Source organism: Paraclostridium bifermentans, assembly GCF_964259345.1.
Lineage (GTDB): Bacteria > Bacillota > Clostridia > Peptostreptococcales > Peptostreptococcaceae > Paraclostridium > Paraclostridium bifermentans_B.
The window spans coordinates 320691-337781 of record NZ_CAXVJR010000001.1 but is presented as its reverse complement, the minus strand read 5'-3'; the positions used below and the strand labels follow the sequence as shown (position 1 = coordinate 337781).

The 17091-nt window shown below is 26.6% G+C and carries 16 protein-coding genes; 14 read left to right on the top strand and 2 right to left on the bottom strand.

Annotation, left to right across the window (positions count from 1 at the left end; all coding sequences use genetic code 11):
• The first annotated feature begins 92 nt into the window (after positions 1-92).
• The 5 genes from ACEXNK_RS01825 to ACEXNK_RS01805 all read left to right on the top strand — a co-directional run bounded on the left by ACEXNK_RS01825 (position 93) and on the right by ACEXNK_RS01805 (position 7373).
• Positions 93-1562, top strand: a complete 1470-nt coding sequence (locus tag ACEXNK_RS01825) for a protein adenylyltransferase SelO (protein WP_373600832.1) — start codon at positions 93-95, stop codon at positions 1560-1562.
• 146 nt (positions 1563-1708) lie between these two features.
• The gene (locus ACEXNK_RS01820; RefSeq protein WP_373600833.1) at positions 1709-3475 is read left to right on the top strand and encodes a hypothetical protein; all 1767 of its coding nucleotides are present in this window, start codon (positions 1709-1711) and stop codon (positions 3473-3475) included.
• A gap of 65 nt (positions 3476-3540) precedes the next feature.
• Positions 3541-4044, top strand: coding sequence for a thioredoxin family protein (locus tag ACEXNK_RS01815; protein ID WP_373600834.1), 504 nt, complete (start codon positions 3541-3543; stop codon positions 4042-4044).
• Positions 4045-4266: 222 nt separating this feature from the next.
• Positions 4267-5970, top strand: coding sequence for an adenine deaminase (gene ade / locus ACEXNK_RS01810; protein WP_373600835.1), 1704 nt, complete (start codon positions 4267-4269; stop codon positions 5968-5970).
• A gap of 98 nt (positions 5971-6068) precedes the next feature.
• Positions 6069-7373 carry an NCS2 family permease gene (locus ACEXNK_RS01805; RefSeq protein WP_373600836.1) on the top strand — a complete coding sequence of 435 codons (1305 nt, stop codon included), beginning with the start codon at positions 6069-6071 and terminating at the stop codon, positions 7371-7373.
• Between the two features lie 191 nt (positions 7374-7564).
• On the opposite strand, the gene ACEXNK_RS01800 is transcribed toward ACEXNK_RS01805, so the two are convergent.
• Complete coding sequence (locus ACEXNK_RS01800) at positions 7565-8014, bottom strand: GNAT family N-acetyltransferase (protein WP_373600837.1); 450 nt, start codon at positions 8012-8014, stop codon at positions 7565-7567.
• Positions 8015-8180: 166 nt separating this feature from the next.
• On the opposite strand from ACEXNK_RS01800, the gene ACEXNK_RS01795 reads away from it, so the two are divergent.
• Positions 8181-8852, top strand: coding sequence for an LPXTG cell wall anchor domain-containing protein (locus ACEXNK_RS01795; RefSeq protein ID WP_373600838.1), 672 nt, complete (start codon positions 8181-8183; stop codon positions 8850-8852).
• A 244-nt stretch (positions 8853-9096) separates the two neighbouring features.
• Positions 9097-10758 (top strand): BCCT family transporter, encoded by a 1662-nt coding sequence (locus tag ACEXNK_RS01790; protein ID WP_373600839.1) that lies wholly within the window; start codon positions 9097-9099, stop codon positions 10756-10758.
• Between the two features lie 59 nt (positions 10759-10817).
• On the opposite strand, the gene ACEXNK_RS01785 is transcribed toward ACEXNK_RS01790, so the two are convergent.
• Entirely contained in the window at positions 10818-11426 is a 609-nt protein-coding gene (locus tag ACEXNK_RS01785; RefSeq protein WP_373600840.1) for an SAM-dependent methyltransferase, read from the bottom strand.
• Positions 11427-11592: 166 nt separating this feature from the next.
• On the opposite strand from ACEXNK_RS01785, the gene ACEXNK_RS01780 reads away from it, so the two are divergent.
• The 7 genes from ACEXNK_RS01780 (at position 11593) to ACEXNK_RS01750 (ending at position 17076) form a co-directional block, all read left to right on the top strand.
• Entirely contained in the window at positions 11593-11838 is a 246-nt protein-coding gene (locus tag ACEXNK_RS01780) for a hypothetical protein (protein WP_373600841.1), read from the top strand.
• Between the two features lie 13 nt (positions 11839-11851).
• A complete protein-coding gene (locus ACEXNK_RS01775; RefSeq protein ID WP_373600842.1) occupies positions 11852-12667 on the top strand; it encodes an HAD family hydrolase in 816 nt (271 codons plus the stop codon).
• 170 nt (positions 12668-12837) lie between these two features.
• Positions 12838-13209: a GntR family transcriptional regulator gene (locus ACEXNK_RS01770; RefSeq protein WP_373600843.1), complete on the top strand. Its 372-nt coding sequence runs from the start codon at positions 12838-12840 to the stop codon at positions 13207-13209.
• Positions 13206-13907, top strand: a complete 702-nt coding sequence (locus ACEXNK_RS01765; protein ID WP_373600844.1) for an ABC transporter ATP-binding protein — start codon at positions 13206-13208, stop codon at positions 13905-13907. Before ACEXNK_RS01770 ends, ACEXNK_RS01765 begins: the two co-directional genes overlap by 4 nt.
• Entirely contained in the window at positions 13901-14698 is a 798-nt protein-coding gene (locus ACEXNK_RS01760; protein ID WP_373600845.1) for a hypothetical protein, read from the top strand. Before ACEXNK_RS01765 ends, ACEXNK_RS01760 begins: the two co-directional genes overlap by 7 nt.
• A gap of 76 nt (positions 14699-14774) precedes the next feature.
• Positions 14775-14951, top strand: a complete 177-nt coding sequence (locus ACEXNK_RS01755; RefSeq protein ID WP_373600846.1) for a hypothetical protein — start codon at positions 14775-14777, stop codon at positions 14949-14951.
• A 142-nt stretch (positions 14952-15093) separates the two neighbouring features.
• The gene (locus ACEXNK_RS01750) at positions 15094-17076 is read left to right on the top strand and encodes an alpha-amylase family protein (RefSeq protein WP_373600847.1); all 1983 of its coding nucleotides are present in this window, start codon (positions 15094-15096) and stop codon (positions 17074-17076) included.
• Positions 17077-17091: the final 15 nt, after the last annotated feature.

The window sequence follows — 17091 nt, the reverse complement described above, 5'->3', positions numbered from 1 at the left end:
ATACTACAAATTATATATATTTAAACAAAGTTATTTGAAAAGCTTAATTAGGGTATATTAAATATAAAAATATAGTTTTTAAAGGAGCTAAAATGACTTATAAAAAAGAAACTAAAGACTTTGGATGGAACTTAGATAATAGCTATATGAAACTATCGGATATATTCTATAGTAAAATAAATTTAAATAAAATACTTAAACCTAGCCTAGTTATATTAAATGAAGAATTGGCAAAATCTTTAGGGCTAAATAATGAATTTTTAAAAAGCAAAGAAGGTATAGAAATGCTTTCAGGAAATAAAGCTATAGAAGGTGAAGCTTTTATAGCACAAGCTTATGCAGGTCATCAATTTGGTCATTTTACAATGTTAGGTGATGGAAGAGCTTTGTTAATAGGAGAGCAAATAACTCCTAATGGAAACAGATATGATATTCAGTTAAAGGGATCAGGCAAAACTCCATATTCTAGAAGAGGTGATGGAAAAGCAGTCCTTGGACCAATGCTTCGTGAATATATAATAAGTGAAGCGATGAATAGTTTAGGGATTCCAACAACTAGAAGTTTAGCAGTAGTTAAAACAGGAGAAACAGTAATTCGTGAAGATATAAAGCAAGGGGCAATACTAGCTAGAGTAGCATCTAGTCATATTAGATTTGGAACTTTTCAATATGCAGCAAATTTTGGAACATTAAGCGAATTAAAGGAACTAGCAGACTACTCAATTAAAAGGCATTATCCACACATAGAAAAAGATGAAAATAAGTATGTTGGGTTATTAAAAGAAGTTATAAAATCTCATGCGACTTTAGTTGCAAAATGGCAAAGCATAGGTTTTATTCATGGAGTAATGAATACTGATAACATGACTATAAGTGGAGAAACAATAGACTATGGACCTTGTGCTTTTATGGATATTTATAATCCAAATACAGTATTTAGCTCTATTGATACTTATGGAAGATATGCTTATAAAAATCAGCCTATTATGACAGAGTGGAACTTGTGTAGATTTGCAGAAACATTATTACCATTACTTGATGAAAATCAAGAAAAAGCAATAAATATAGCTCAAGATAAATTATATAATTTTTCTGAAATATATCATGATAATTGGATGACCATAATGAGATCAAAGCTTGGTATATTCAATGAAGAAGCACAAGATAAAGCGATAATAGAAGATTTACTTAGTATAATGGAAAAATATAAAGAAGACTATACTAATACTTTCTTAGAATTAACTTTTGATAATTGTAAGGATAGTAATATGTTTAAAAGTAATGAATTTATTAATTGGTATGATACATGGCAAGATAGACTTAAAAGGCAGCCACAATCTAAAGAACTAGTTCATGAACTTATGAAAAAGACAAACCCTGCAGTTATTCCAAGAAATTATAGAGTAGAAGAAGCATTAGAAGCTGCAGATAAAAATGATTATACTGTAATAAAAAAACTTATTGATATATTAAAAAATCCATATGAACACTCAATAGAACAAGAAGAGTATAAAAAATTATCTAAGTCTAAACTACCATATAGAACTTATTGTGGGACATAATATAAAAATATATAAATAGGATCATTATAAAAAGTCTTCTATGAATGTTTATTTAAAAGAAGACTTTTTATTTATTAATATTTTAATACTTATTTTAAACTAATATAATATAAGTATAATATAGTAATGATAATTAGGAGAAAATCATGGTTAAAGAAAGAAGACGTATAATAATAGATTTTGAAGTACTATCTAAAGCAGGGTTTTGGATGTGTTGTATGAAAGATTATAAAACACAAAAAGAACACATTATAGTAAATAATAGAGAAGAACTTTTAAGAGTATACAATAAAAATAAAGATTCTATTTGGGTAGGATATAATATAAAAGGGTATGACCAGTGGATATTAAAATCAATAATAGCAGGAATAGACCCATGTAGTGTATCTGAGAAACTTGTAGAGCAAAAAATGTCTGGATGGAAAATAAATAGAAGTCTAAACTCAATACCTTTATACATATTTGAAATAAGTGAAAGTTATAGAAGTTTAAAAGAACTAGAATTATTTATGGGAGAAGATATAAGAGAAAGTAGTGTATCTTTTGATCTAGATAGATATCCAACAAAAGAAGAAATAGATGAATTAACAAACTATTGTATTCATGATGTAAGAATGACATATAAGGTATTTGAAGAAGTTTATTATAGATATGAAGCTCAATTAGGACTTATAGAGTATTTTAATCTTGATGAAAGCATGTTTAATAAAACCGAAGCTCAATTAAGTGCATATATATTGGGTGCAAAAAAACCAAATTATGATAGAAATGATACTAAAGAATTTGATATAGTAAACACTATTGAGTTAAGTAAATACAATTATATAAAAAATTGGTATGAAGACTATAATAATAGAGATTTTAAAAAATATTTAAGAGCTAATGTATATAATATTGACACAGACTTTGGATGGGGAGGACTTCATTCTGCTAGGAAAAAATACAAGGCAGAAAATTATATAGTAAACTCAGATGTAAGTTCATTTTATCCATCCATAATGATAGAATACAACTTATTAAGTAGAAATGTAAAAGAACCATTAAAATATAAAGAAATAAGAGATAATAGAATTCAATTAAAAAAAGAAAAAAATCCTACAGAAAAATCACTAAAGTTAGTTTTAAATAGTGCATATGGAGCTTGTATGGATGCTAATAATGAATTATATGACCCAAAACAAGGAATATCAATATGTGTAAATGGACAACTTTTGCTATTAGATCTCATAGAAAAAGTTGAATTAGAATTTAAAGATAAGGCAGAATTTATACAAGGAAATACTGATGGTGTAATGTTTAAATTTAAAAGTAAAGAAGATGTTCAAAAATATATTGAAATCTGTGATGAGTGGTGTATAAGAACTAGAATGAATCTAGAACATGATTTTATAAAAAAGATTATACAAAAAGATGTTAATAATTATGTATATATAAAAGAAGATGGAAGTATAAAAAGTAAAGGTGCATATGTTAAAAAATTAAATTTAATAGATAATGACTTGCCAATAGTTAATAAAGCTTTAAAGGAAAAGTTAATAAATGATATAGATATAGAAACTACAATCAATAATTGTAATAGTCTTATAGATTTTCAAAAGTGTGTAAAAATAACAGGAAAGTATAGTCATGCAGTGCATGGAAATAAAAGAATAGATTTGAAAGTGTTAAGAGTATTTGCGAGTAAATCAAATTTAGATTCAGCTATCATGAAGATTAAACCTGATAATAGATTAGAAAAGATAAGCTATACTCCAGATAAAGCATTTATAGACAATACAAATATAGTAGGAAAAGAAATACCTGAAAAACTTGATAAAGGCTGGTATATATCTTTAGCAAATGAAAGGTTAGATAGCTTTATTGAAGAAAATTCATTTACGCTATTTGATTACTTTGATACATTATCTAAATAACAGTTAATAAAAATATACTAAATTTCATATATAATATAGATATACAGGGGAAAGGGGATATATATATGAAATTAAAAAATTTATTTAAAGAAGGATATAATTTTGAACAAGAATTTAATCAATCTGACATATCACATAGAGAAAAAGCAGAAGAATATAGAAATAATATGAAAATCTCACAGGATACTATAGATAAGGTAAGATCTATTGATAAAGAAATAAATATATTGGGATTTTCAGAACTATGGTGTCCTGACTGCCAAATAAACTTAACCGTAATGGATTATATAACAACATTAAATCCAAATATAAAGTTAAGATTACAAACCAGAGAAGGAAATGAAGAAATAATAAAAGCACATAGTGATGATGGAAGAGTTAAAATACCGACATTCATATATTTAGACTCTGATTTTAATAAAATAGGAGAATTTATAGAACTTCCAAGCAATGTAAAAGCTGTAGAATCCTTAAATGATCAAGTTGAGAAGATAAAAACTAAGAAAGAATATAGAAAAGGAAAGTATATGGAACAAACTATATTAGACTTTCTAAATAGCTTAATATAAAACTATAAAAACTACTTTTAAGTTACGTATAAATTAGTAATTTAAAAGTAGTTTTTTAATTTAATTTTAAATTTTATCTGAAAATTTTATAAATAATGAAAATTTAGTATAGACAATAAAATACAAAAGGTGTATTATTAGAATAATTTATTCAGAGGTAAAATTTTACGAATTTATTAATATAATAAGTTAAATATATTATTAGATATAGGGAGGATGAATATGGGGTTTATCGATTGTAGTTTAAAAAATAAAAAATCAGAATTAGTTTTAAAAAATGCAAATATAGTTAATGTTTTTTCTCATGAAATAATAACTGGAGATGTAGCTATAGATAATGGGATGATAGTAGGAATTGGTGAATATGAAGGGGTAAAAAATATAGATTTAACAGGAAAGTATATAACACCAGGGTTTATAGACCCACATGTTCATATAGAATCTTCTATGGTATCGCCTTTAGAATTTGCAAAAGCAATAGTTCCTATGGGTACAACAACAATAATTACTGACCCACATGAGATTGCAAACGTATGTGGATTAAAAGGAATAGACTATATATTAAATTCAAGTGAAGATATTCCTTTAGGTATATACATGATGTTACCATCTTGTGTTCCTGCTACAGATTTTGAAAATTCAGGAGCAAGACTAGAAGCTAAAGACTTAGAAAAGTATATAAACAATGAAAGAGTACTAGGTATTGGCGAAATGATGAACTATCCAGGGGTAATAAATCAAGATAAGGTAGTTGTAGATAAATTAAACCTAGCAAAAAAATATGATAAATATATAGATGGACATATACCAAACATAAGTAATGAAGGGTTAAATGCATATATAGCAAGTGGAATAGTTACAGATCATGAATGCTCAAATGTTGAAGAAATGTTAGAAAAATTAAGACTTGGAATGTATATAATGATAAGAGAAGGTTCAGCTGCTAAAAATTTAGAAACTTTAATAAAAGGTGTTAATGAACATAATTATCAAAGATGTTTATTCTGTACAGATGATAAACACCCACAAGATATATTAGAAAATGGGCATATAGATAATAATATAAGATTGGCTATAAAAAGCAACATAAACCCTATAAATGCAATACAAATGGCTACTATAAATGTTGCCAATTGTTATAATCTAAAAAATATAGGAGCTATAGCACCTGGTTATATAGCAGATATAGTAGTTGTTGATAATTTAGAAGAATTTAATATATTAGAAGTTTATAAAAAAGGTAAGTTAGTTGGAAAAGATAGAAGGTCTTTGTTTAGTTTAGAAGAAATGGATAACTCTAATGTAAGTAATACTGTCAACATATCAAAACTAACTGAAGAAGATTTAAAAATAACAATAGAAAATAACACTGCTAATGTAATAGGATTATTATCACATAACCTAGTTACTGAAAAGCTTACAAGAAATGTGGATACTGAAAATAATATATTTAAATTTAATAAGGATAAAGACATATTAAAACTTGTAGTAATAGAAAGACATAGTGATAAAAAAAGTATAGGTCTTGGATTAGTAGAAAACTTCAAATTAAAAAATGGAGCAATAGCTTCTACTGTAGCCCATGATTCACATAATATAATTGTAGTTGGAGACAATGATAAAGATATAATAAATGCAGTTAATGAGATAAAACGCATAGGTGGAGGAATTGCTATATCATCTAATAATGTAATAATGGATAGTTTAAGTTTACCTATAGCAGGGCTTATGAGTGATAAAGATATACATTATGTAAGTGATAAGTTAGATGAAATGCTAAAAATAGCTTATGAAAAATTAAAGGTAAATAAAGATATTGAGCCTTTCATGACACTTGCATTTTTGGCACTTCCAGTAATACCACATATAAAGCTAACAGATAGAGGATTATTTGATGTAGATGAATTTAAATTTATAGAAATATAAATAAAAGTACAAGTTAATTAGTTAAAACACACACTTTTTAAACATATAATGAAATAAGCTAGATTATAGCTATAAAGTTTAAGGAGTGTGTGTTTTTTATGGATTTTTTAGAAAGAAGATTTAAGTTAAAAGAACACAACACAAATGTAAAAACTGAAATACTAGCAGGAATTACAACTTTTATGACAATGGCATATATACTTGTTGTAAATGCTAATATTTTAGGTGATGCTGGAATGGATAAAAATGCAGTGTTTGCAGCAACTGCTATATCAGCGTTTATAGCTACTATGTGTATGGGATTTTTAGCAAATTATCCAATATCATTAGCACCTGGTATGGGATTAAATGCATTCTTTGCATATAGTGTAGTTATAGGTATGGGACATAGCTGGCAATTTGCATTATGTGCAGTATTTATTGAAGGGTTAATCTTTATAGTGTTAACAGCAACCAACATAAGAGAAGAAATAATAAATTGTATACCTCCTCTGTTAAAACACGCAGTTACAGCTGGTATAGGACTATTTATAGCTTTTATAGGATTAGTTAATGCAGGCATAGTAGAACAAGGAGGCGCTATACTTGCACTTGGAAGTATGAAATCACCTTTAGTAATATTATCAGTAGTGGGGCTTATTATAGCAGCTGTATTAATGTGTAAGAATGTTAAAGGTGCTTTTTTATTGGCTATGATAATAACTGCTGCACTAGGTATGGCATGTGGTATAGTAGAACTACCAAATGCAATAGTTTCAAGTGTACCATCATTAGAGCCAGTATTTTTAAAGGCTTTTGAAGTATCAACTTCAGATATATTTAGCTTTGATATGTTAATAGTAGTATTTACATTCTTATTTGTAGACTTATTTGATACAGTAGGATGTCTAGTGGGAATAGCATCTAAAGGAAATTTATTAGATGAAGAAGGTAAGCTTCCTAGAGCTAAGCAAGCACTAATGGCAGATGCTATAGGAACAACTTGTGGGGCATTGCTGGGAACATCAACTGTTACTTCTTATGTTGAAAGTTCTGCGGGAATAGCTGAAGGTGGAAGAACGGGACTTACAGCAATAACTACTGGATTTTTATTTTTGATATCTTTATTCTTTGCACCAATATTTACAGCAATACCACCTCAGGCTACAGGGCCAGTTTTGATATTAGTTGGAGTTCTTATGGCAAGTTCTGTACTTGAAATAAACTTTAAAGATCCAACTGATGCAATACCGGCGTTTTTAACATTTGCTATGATGCCACTAGCTTATAGTATAGCTGATGGTATTATATTTGGTATAATATCTTACACTATATTAAAACTTATATGCGGTCAAAAAGAAAAAGTTAATTTATCTCTTATAATTCTTAGTATAATGTTTATATTAAAGTTTATTTTTTTATAAATTTAAAACTTTATATAAAAAGAGCTGTCTAGTTTAAGACAGCTCTTTTTACGCTTAAGGAATTTATGCTTAACGAATATCTGTTGATAATTTATGGAGTATAGTTATATCAACAATTTGCTGAAAGTAAAAAAAGACATTTTTGAGCAACGGACGAAGTCGTTGGCGACAGGAGCGAAGCGACTTTTTTATTATAATCGCATTTTCACATGAGGTATATTACATTCATCATAAACATCAGATATTTCTTTAAATCCCAAAGAGGTATATAGTTCTTTTATGTAATTTTGAGCAGATAAGGTTATATGATCATCTTTAAGTTCATTTTTTACGAATTTAATAGCTTGAATCATCATATCTTGAGCTAGTCTTTTACCACGAGCGGTTTTTAAAACTAAAACACGACCAATTGAAACATCTTCATAAGAACTAAATTCTTTAGGAATTATTCTAGCATAAGCAATTATACGGTTATTTTCTTCAAGAAAAATATGATAAGAGTTTTTATCTACATTATCGAAATCATTTTCCTCGAAAATATGTTGCTCGCAAGCAAACACTTCATATCTAGATTTTGCTATTTCATAAAACTCGTTTAAAGTTAAGTCTTTAAAATGTTTTATTTTATACATATTAATCATCCTTCCCAAACAATAAAAGTTAGTACATATTATATATAATAACTTAAGTATAAAGTAATTAGAAGGTTAAATTGTAATTTACAAAATGTGGATAATTTACTATGATAGAATAGGTAAACATACATATTATAAAACTAAAAATTTATGCAATAAGGAAGGGGATAATATGAAAAAAATTTTTATACCAATTATAATTTTTATTAGTGTTATTATATTAACTGGATGTGTAGACTCTGATATAACATTAAATATAGATAAAAAAGGAAATGCAAAATTATCTACACAAATAATGGGTAGTGATTACTTAATGGGAGATATAAATGAACAACAATTAAAAGAAAAATATGATAATGTTGAAAAAATTACAGAACCAGGAAAAACAGGTTACAAAATAACTGAAAACCTAGGAAATCTAGCAAATTTAAATATAAAAAATAATAAGGATTTAAGTCAGTATTCAGATATAATAGATATAAAAAAAGATCAAAAATTCTTTTATAATACATACAGTGTTGATATAAAATTAAAAGACTACATGCAAAATAACATGAGTAATGAAGAGATGGGAATGCTTAGTTTATTTGGATCAAACTTTGATGTAGGATTTCATCTAAATACTCCATTAGAATTAATATCATCAAATGCAACTTCAAGCTCACAAAATGACGGAGTATATACTTATAATTGGGATTTAAACTTAGGAAGCCTAGACAATATACAAGCATCAGTAAAAGTACCTAATATAACAAATATATTAATAGTAGCTGGAATATCTTTAATATTAATATTAGGGCTTGCAGTATTTATAATAAAGAAAAGAAAAAATAAAGATATATAATAATAAAATAGTTGGGATTTTCCCAACTATTTTATTATTATAAGGAAAATTTATGTAACATATAAAATATTAAGTTATATATTAGTATTAAGGAGTATAGCTTAAATCATAAATTAGAAAATATCTACATAATACAAAATAATAATATTATATAAATCTTTACTGGTCGGTAAATATAAATAGTATTAATAGTTTCGCTATATTCTTTTATATTTAAAAGAGAACGATCTAGTAGGAGGGATTTATGAATGATGTAAAAATAGAAAAGTATGCTAAAGTAAGAAAATCGATAACTATACCTATGACTATAATATTTGTAAGTGCCATAGTAATAGGTGTTATTGCCCCTGAAAAATTATACAATATAGAAAATAACATAGTAACGTATGCTACTACTAATTTTGGGTGGTTATTTCAAATATCTAGTGTGTTGTTTTTAGGGATATGTATATGGATTATGTGTTCAAAATATGGAAATATAAGGCTCGGAGGAAAGAATGCAAAACCTACTATGAGTTATTGGAACTGGTTTTGTATATCGTTAACTGCTGGAATAGGAACGGGGATATTGTTTTGGGGGATAGCTGAGCCTATAACTCATTTTATGAATCCACCTACAAATTTAGGTATAACTCCAGGAACGGAAAATGCAGCTATGTTTGCGATGAGTGCATCTTTTACACACTGGAGCTTTTATACTTATGCAATGTATGCTATAGCCGGATTAGCAATAGCTTACTCAATTTATAATATGAAACTTCCTTGTAGAGTAAGTTCTGTATTATATCCATTATTTAATAAAAAGCCAAATTCAATAATAGAATCATTAGTTGATAATATATGTTTATTTGCTATGGCTGGTGGCGTTGCTGCAATACTAGGTGTAGGAACCATGCAAATAAGCAAAGGCTTAAACTTAATTTTAGGAATACCAAATAATAAAATAACCTGGATTATTGTTGTTGGGATGATAGTTTTAACTTATATAATATCTAGTATAACGGGAATAGATAAAGGTATAAGATGGATATCGGATAAAAACACTAAATTATTTATAATACTTTTAATGTTTATATTTATATTAGGTCCTACAACTTTTATATTATCACTTGGAACGCAATCTTTAGGTAATTTCGCAAGTAATTTTTTACAAGTATCAACATACCTATCGCCTATAGATGGATCGGATTGGCCGAGATGGTGGCCTATATATTATTGGGCAATATTATTAGCGTATGCTCCTTTAAGTGGAATGTTTTTTGCTATGATTAGCAAAGGAAGGACTATAAGAGAATTTATGATTATGAATTTATTTATACCGGCATCGTTTGGAATAATATGGTTTATAGTTTTTGGAGGAGCATCTATACATCAGGAAATAAATGGTTTTGGATTATGGAATACAATTCAAACATCGGGATTAGAGGTTTCGTTATTTGCTTTTTTAGAAGCATATCCTTTTTCAAATATTATTTCTATATTTTTTATCTTAGCTATTTTTATATCAGTAGTAACGTTGTGTGATTCTATGACAACTACAGTATCAACTTTATCAACTACAGCACACAAATACGAAGAGGAAAAGGTACCGTATAAGATTAACATATTTTGGGGAGTTATAATGGCTTCTATGGCTATAATTAATTTAATTTGTGCAAGTGGAAAAATAAGTGGGATAGATGCAACTAAACAGCTAGCAACAGTAGCTGGGTTTCCAATACTATTTCTTATGTTGGCTATAGCTTTTTGTTTGATAAAAGTATTAGTTAAAAGAGAAGAGTATGATGTAGTTGACTTTCCAGAAACAGCTATTATTGAGATAGAAAAAAATGATATAGATATAAAAAAAGGAAAACTTATGAAGAATAAACCTATAACAGGCATTAGAGGATCAGAAAAAAAGTAAAGAATATATACAAATAAAAATATATCTTGATGTAGATTTTACTACATCAAGATATATTTTTATGCATACAATCTATAAATTAAAAATCTTTCGCAGCAGTCTTTCTCATAAAGTCCATGTAACTTAACCTCTTCATATAATATAAATCCTGTACTATTTTCAAGGAAATATATATAATCTTCAGAAGGATAATAAAGAATCAAGTCTATTACTCGAGGATTTTCATCGTAAGAATCTAGTATATTGTTAATAATTTTTCTAAATATATTTACTGAAAATGGATTAAAGAAATAAAATTTATTTTCTAAGACATTTATCTTATAATCCTGACCTAACATACATTTAAAATCTATTTGTGTAGATATTCTTTTATGTTTATCTAAGTAATTTTCCTTATTAATTAAACAATCTTTATAATAAGTTTCATCCATTTCAATTCCAGTTACATTACATTTAAAAAAACTATTTAGATAAAATATAAGTCGTCCTTTACCACATCCAAAATCAACTACATAGTCACTTTTACTCATAGTATAATTTTTAAATAGTATATCTAAAGCTACATAGGAAGTCGCTTGATAAGGGTGGTAATGGGTTATAGTTTTATCCCAAAGCTTTTCACCTGTAGTCTCTATATTTAATAATTTCTCATAAAAAATTTCATCCATATTTTTATTGCCTTTCTAATAAGTATTGATTATTACATTTTATAATTTAATAGAAAAATAAACAACCATATAGTATATATTTACAATATTATAATCAAATCTTTTAGTTTATTAATTTATTATGTATAATATTAAGAGAGAGTAAAAGCTTAGGGGGCAAAGTTAAGTGTACTATAATAAAACTATAAGACTGCTTAATATAAGGTTATGTATAGTGACGATTATATTGGCGATTTTATATATATTAAAAGTAGTTGAGGGAGTATTCATAACTAAGATGATATTAGTTGGGCTAATATTTCAGCAATTAACTATAGCTTATAATGAATATAAACTGCTAAAAATTAACAGGTCAACAATATCATTAATTGTAGCTGGATTTGTAGGATATATTTTTATGAAAATTAGATAATTAGGAGGAAGTCATGGTTAGATTAATAGCAACAGATATGGACGGGACATTACTAAATAGTAATCACGAGATTCCAAAAGACTTTAAAGAAACAATAGAAGCTTTAAAAGAAAGAGATATAATGTTTGCTATATCTACAGGAAGAAATTACTTAGATATAGTATATAAATTTGATGATTATAAAGAGGAATTATTATTCATATGTGAAAATGGAACAGCTATATACCATAAAAATGAATGTATATATTCTAAGTTCTTGGAAAAGGGTACCATAGAAGAACTTGTTAATATAGGAAGAAGAGTGGATGATGCATATCCTATGTTATGTGGAACAAAAGGCTTATATTTAGAAGATGATAAAGCTTTGGAATTATTAAATATTCACTTTCCGATGAATGTACCAGTTATAAAAGTAGATTCATTATTAGATGTGGAAGATGGAATATTCAAAGTAAATATGTTTGATTTAGATAATGCAGAAACTAATAGTTATTCTATATTTAAAAATGAGAATATAGAAAATGTAACACTAACACCATCAGGGAAATATTGGTTAGATATGTCAAGTAAAGGAACTAATAAAGGTGTAGCTATAAAAAAAGTACAAGATATGTTTAATATAAGTTATGATGAAACTATGGTTTTTGGAGATCATTTAAATGACTTAGAAATGATGAAAAGTGCATATCATAGTTATGCAATGAAAAATGGGCATGAAGATGTAAAAGAAGTTGCTAACTTCGAGACAAAATACACAAATGAAGAATGTGGAGTAACTAAGACTATAAAAGAAGAAGTTATAAATAAAAAAGAACTAGCTATTCAATAGTGTATATAAAATTTATATAAGTTAATATAAAAAGGAGATATTTAAATGAGCTAATTTAAATATCTCTTTTTTTGCAACTCAAAATTTTATTTTTGGAAATTTGTTGCGAATGGAAGTTATATAGAATACTATTGTATTAAGTACTTAATACAATAAGGAAGTGGTAGATTTTGACATGGGAGTTTGATAATAATAAACCTATATATTTGCAATTGGTAGATATTTTAAAATTTAAAATAATATCAGGAGAGTTTGAAATAGGAGCTAAGTTAAGTTCTGTGAGAGATATGGCAGCAGAGGCAGAAGTTAATCCAAATACTATGCAAAGGGCTTTAGCAGAACTAGAAAGGGAAGGACTATTATATAGTCAAAGAACAACTGGAAGATTTGTTACAAAAGATGAGGAAAAAATAAAACATATGAGAAAAGAAATAGCATATAGGGAGATAGATTCATTAAAAGAAAAATTAATAAATTTAGGGTATAACAAGGACGATATGTTAAAACTTATAAATACTAATATTGTGGAGGGGCAAAAATGAGTGAAAGCATAGTTGAAATTAGCGGTGTATACAAAAAATATTGTAAAAAAGAAGTATTTAAAGATTTAAATTTAAAAATACCAAAAGGAAAAATAGTTGGACTATTAGGTCCTAATGGAAGTGGCAAAACAACTATGATAAAACTTATAAATGGATTAACTCAATGTGATAAAGGAGAAGTAACTATAAATAGTTTAAAACCAGGGGTGTACACAAAGTCTATAATATCTTATTTACCAGATAAAAACTATTTAAACGAAGATATGAACGTTAAAGAGATTATAAAATTTTTTAATGATTTTTATAAAGATTTTAATATAGATAAAGCTAAAGACATGGTTAAAAGTTTAAATATAGATATAAATGATAAGATAAAAACTATGTCTAAAGGGACTAAAGAAAAAGTAGGACTAATATTAGTGATGTCAAGAAATGCACAACTTTATATACTAGATGAACCAATCGGAGGAGTTGACCCGGCATCAAGGGCTTACATTATAAAAACTATTTTAAGAAACTATAATGAAGAATCGACTCTTTTAATAGCTACACACTTGATAAATGAAATTGAAAGTATATGTGATGAAGTAATAATAATTTCAAATGGAGAAGTTATTATTCAAGGAGAAGTTGATGATATAAGAGGTAATAAAGGTATGTCTATAGATTCTTTATTTAGGGAGGAGTTTAAATGTTAGGGAAATTATTAAAATACGAATTTAAGGCGACTTCTAAGTTTTTTATACCAATGTATTTATTAATAGTAGTAACGATTATTTTAAATGGTGTATTTATGTTAAATCCAATAATGTCTAAAAGTCAACATATATCTATTATGGTTATAGTATCCCTTTTAGTAGCACTTATTACTTTAACAGTTATAATTTGCATAAATAGATTTAGAAAAAACTTATTAGGGGAAGAAGGGTATTTAATGTTTACCATACCCACGAAGACATATAAAATTATATTATCTAAATATATATGTAGCTTAATTTGGACTTTACTAACTTTTATAATAACCATAATTTCTTACTCTATAATTATGGTACAACAATCAACATCAATTGGCACAATTTATGGTGAAGGAGTTACATTATATATTGATGATAAGATAATTAGTTTTCCTGAATTAGTAAAGACTAACAAAGACTTTATAGTTATAGCATTTGTTATATTGTTAATTTTAAGTTTTATTTCTATTGTTATATTTGCAGTATATAACTCATTAGCTATTGCACAACTATCTATATTTAATAAATATAAAACAATAGCATCCACAGTATCATTTTTAGGTATATGTGTTGTATTAAATGGATTAAACATACTTGCCAATAATATATTTCCAAAACCAGATATATCAGATTTAACATTCATGGGAGCTTTTACAAAAGTAATGACATTAGGTATATTACAAAATTTTATAATAATTATTATTTTATTTATAGGGTTAAATTATACATTAACTAAAAAGCTTAATTTAGACTAATAAGGTAAATTTTATAGAGATTAAAATTTTATAAAAATCACAAACTAATCTTAAGTAATTAAGAAAGGGTGATTATATGAAAAAGTCTAAAAAATATGATGAATATAAAAATGAGGCACAAACTTTTAAATCTATGGTAAATCATACTCAGATAAATCAACAATTTTTATCAGAATATGAAGAAAGTCAAACAGTAGATAAAAAAGTATCTTCAAAAAGACAAGGAGCACTAACAAAACAAATAACAAATTAAATTATATATATTGAACTTTAAAAAGGTAGCTAAAATTAGCTACCTTTAATTATTTATAAAAATATCCTTATAAAGGAATTAATTAAACAATATAGAAAATATAATAAAAATAGATAAGTTAATAAAAATGAAGAGGTGTAAAATGGAAAAATTAAATTTTAGACAAATACATTTAGATTTTCATACTAGTGAATACATAGAAGATATAGGAATTGATTTTGATAGCAAAAAATTTGCAAAAACTTTAAATGAAGCTTGTGTAAATTCAATAACATGTTTTGCAAGGTGTCATCATGGATGGTTATATTATCTATCTAAAAACAATCCAAGAATGATTCATCCAAAGTTAGCAAATAAAAATCTATTAATACAGCAAATAGATGAATGTCATAAGTTGGGTATAAAAGTACCAATTTATACAACTGTCCAATGGGATGGGTACATAAGTAGAAATTATCCAGAATGGCTAAGTAGAGATGCAAACGGAGAGCCTTTATGTACACAAAATGTTGAAAAACCACACTTTTACAATACAATATGCTTAAATTCTCCATATAGAGAATATTTTAAAAATCATCTAATAGATATAATAGAATCTATTGGAGAAGAGAAAATTGATGGTTTTTTCATGGATATACTTCTTGAAGTAGACTGCAGTTGTAATTACTGTAAGGAAAAAATGAAAGAATTAAATATAGATAGTAGTTTAAAAGAGGAAAGGCTTAGATATTCAACTATAATGTTGGATGAATTTAGAAGTGAAATTACGGAATTAATAAATTCAAAAACAAAGGATAAAACAATATTTTATAATAGTTCTAGTATAGGTCCAAGATTTTGGAACTCTATAGATACCTATACTCATTTAGAACTAGAATCTCTGCCAAGTGGAGGATGGGGATATGATCACTTTCCTACAACAGTAAGATTTGCAAGACTTTTAGGAAAAGAAATATTAGGAATGACAGGTAAGTTTCATACATACTGGGGAGATTTTCATTCATTAAAAAATCAAGCAGCTTTAGAATTTGAATGTTTCAATATGCTGGCTCAAGGCTGCAAGTGCTCAATAGGAGATCAGTTACATCCAACTGGAAAGCTATCTAAAGCATCATATGACTTAATAGGTAAAGTATATAAATCTGTAAAAGAAAAAGAAAAATATTTAGAAAATGTAAAAGTTTTATCAGAAATAGGATTATTAACTCCAGAAGGTTTTAATAATACAAAAGGCACATCACAAGCACTTATAGGCGCAGTTAGAATGCTTCAAGAATTATCATATCAATTTGATATAGTTGACATGAATATAGATTTTAACGATTATAAGTTAGTTATAATTCCTGACGAAATAAAAGGTAACTTAAAGTTAAAAGAAAAGTTAGAAGAGTACACTAAAAATGGAGGAAAAGTAATAGGTACATACGATAGCTTAGATTTAAATGAAGAAATAGATTTCTTCCAAAATGAAAGATTAGGAAAGTCTAAATATGACCGAGACTTTATAATGCCTAATGATACAATAGGTAAAACTTTACCTAAAGAAGAGTTTGTTATGTACTTAGGTAAGATAGATATAAAATCATGTGAATCAAAAATTTTACTAAATACTGTAAAACCATATTTCAATAGAGGAGAAGACGATAAGTTTTGCTCACATCAGCACACTCCATCAAGCGAAGAAATAGGAATGCCAGGAGCTACTTTGTATAACAATAAATTATATTTTGCACATCCTATATTTAGTATATACAGAAAAAATGCTTCAAGATGGTGTAAAGAACTTATGAAAGATGCTATTGAATTACTAATGAAAAATAAATTAGTAGATCATAATGGACCATCAACAATACTTACAACACTTCAAAAAAATTTAAATACTAATGAATATATACTTCATGTACTTCACTATATGACAGAAAAAAAATCACAAGATATATATACTATAGAAGATAAAATATCGTTACAAGATATTGAATTCACTATAGAAATAGATGAAATAGAAATTAAAAGCATAAAAAAATACAATGAAGATAAATATATAGAGTTTTCAAAAGAAGAAAATAAAATTAGATTTAATCTAGATAAAATAAATGGGCATGAGATGATAATAATTAATAATTAATAAAGAGGTGATAGA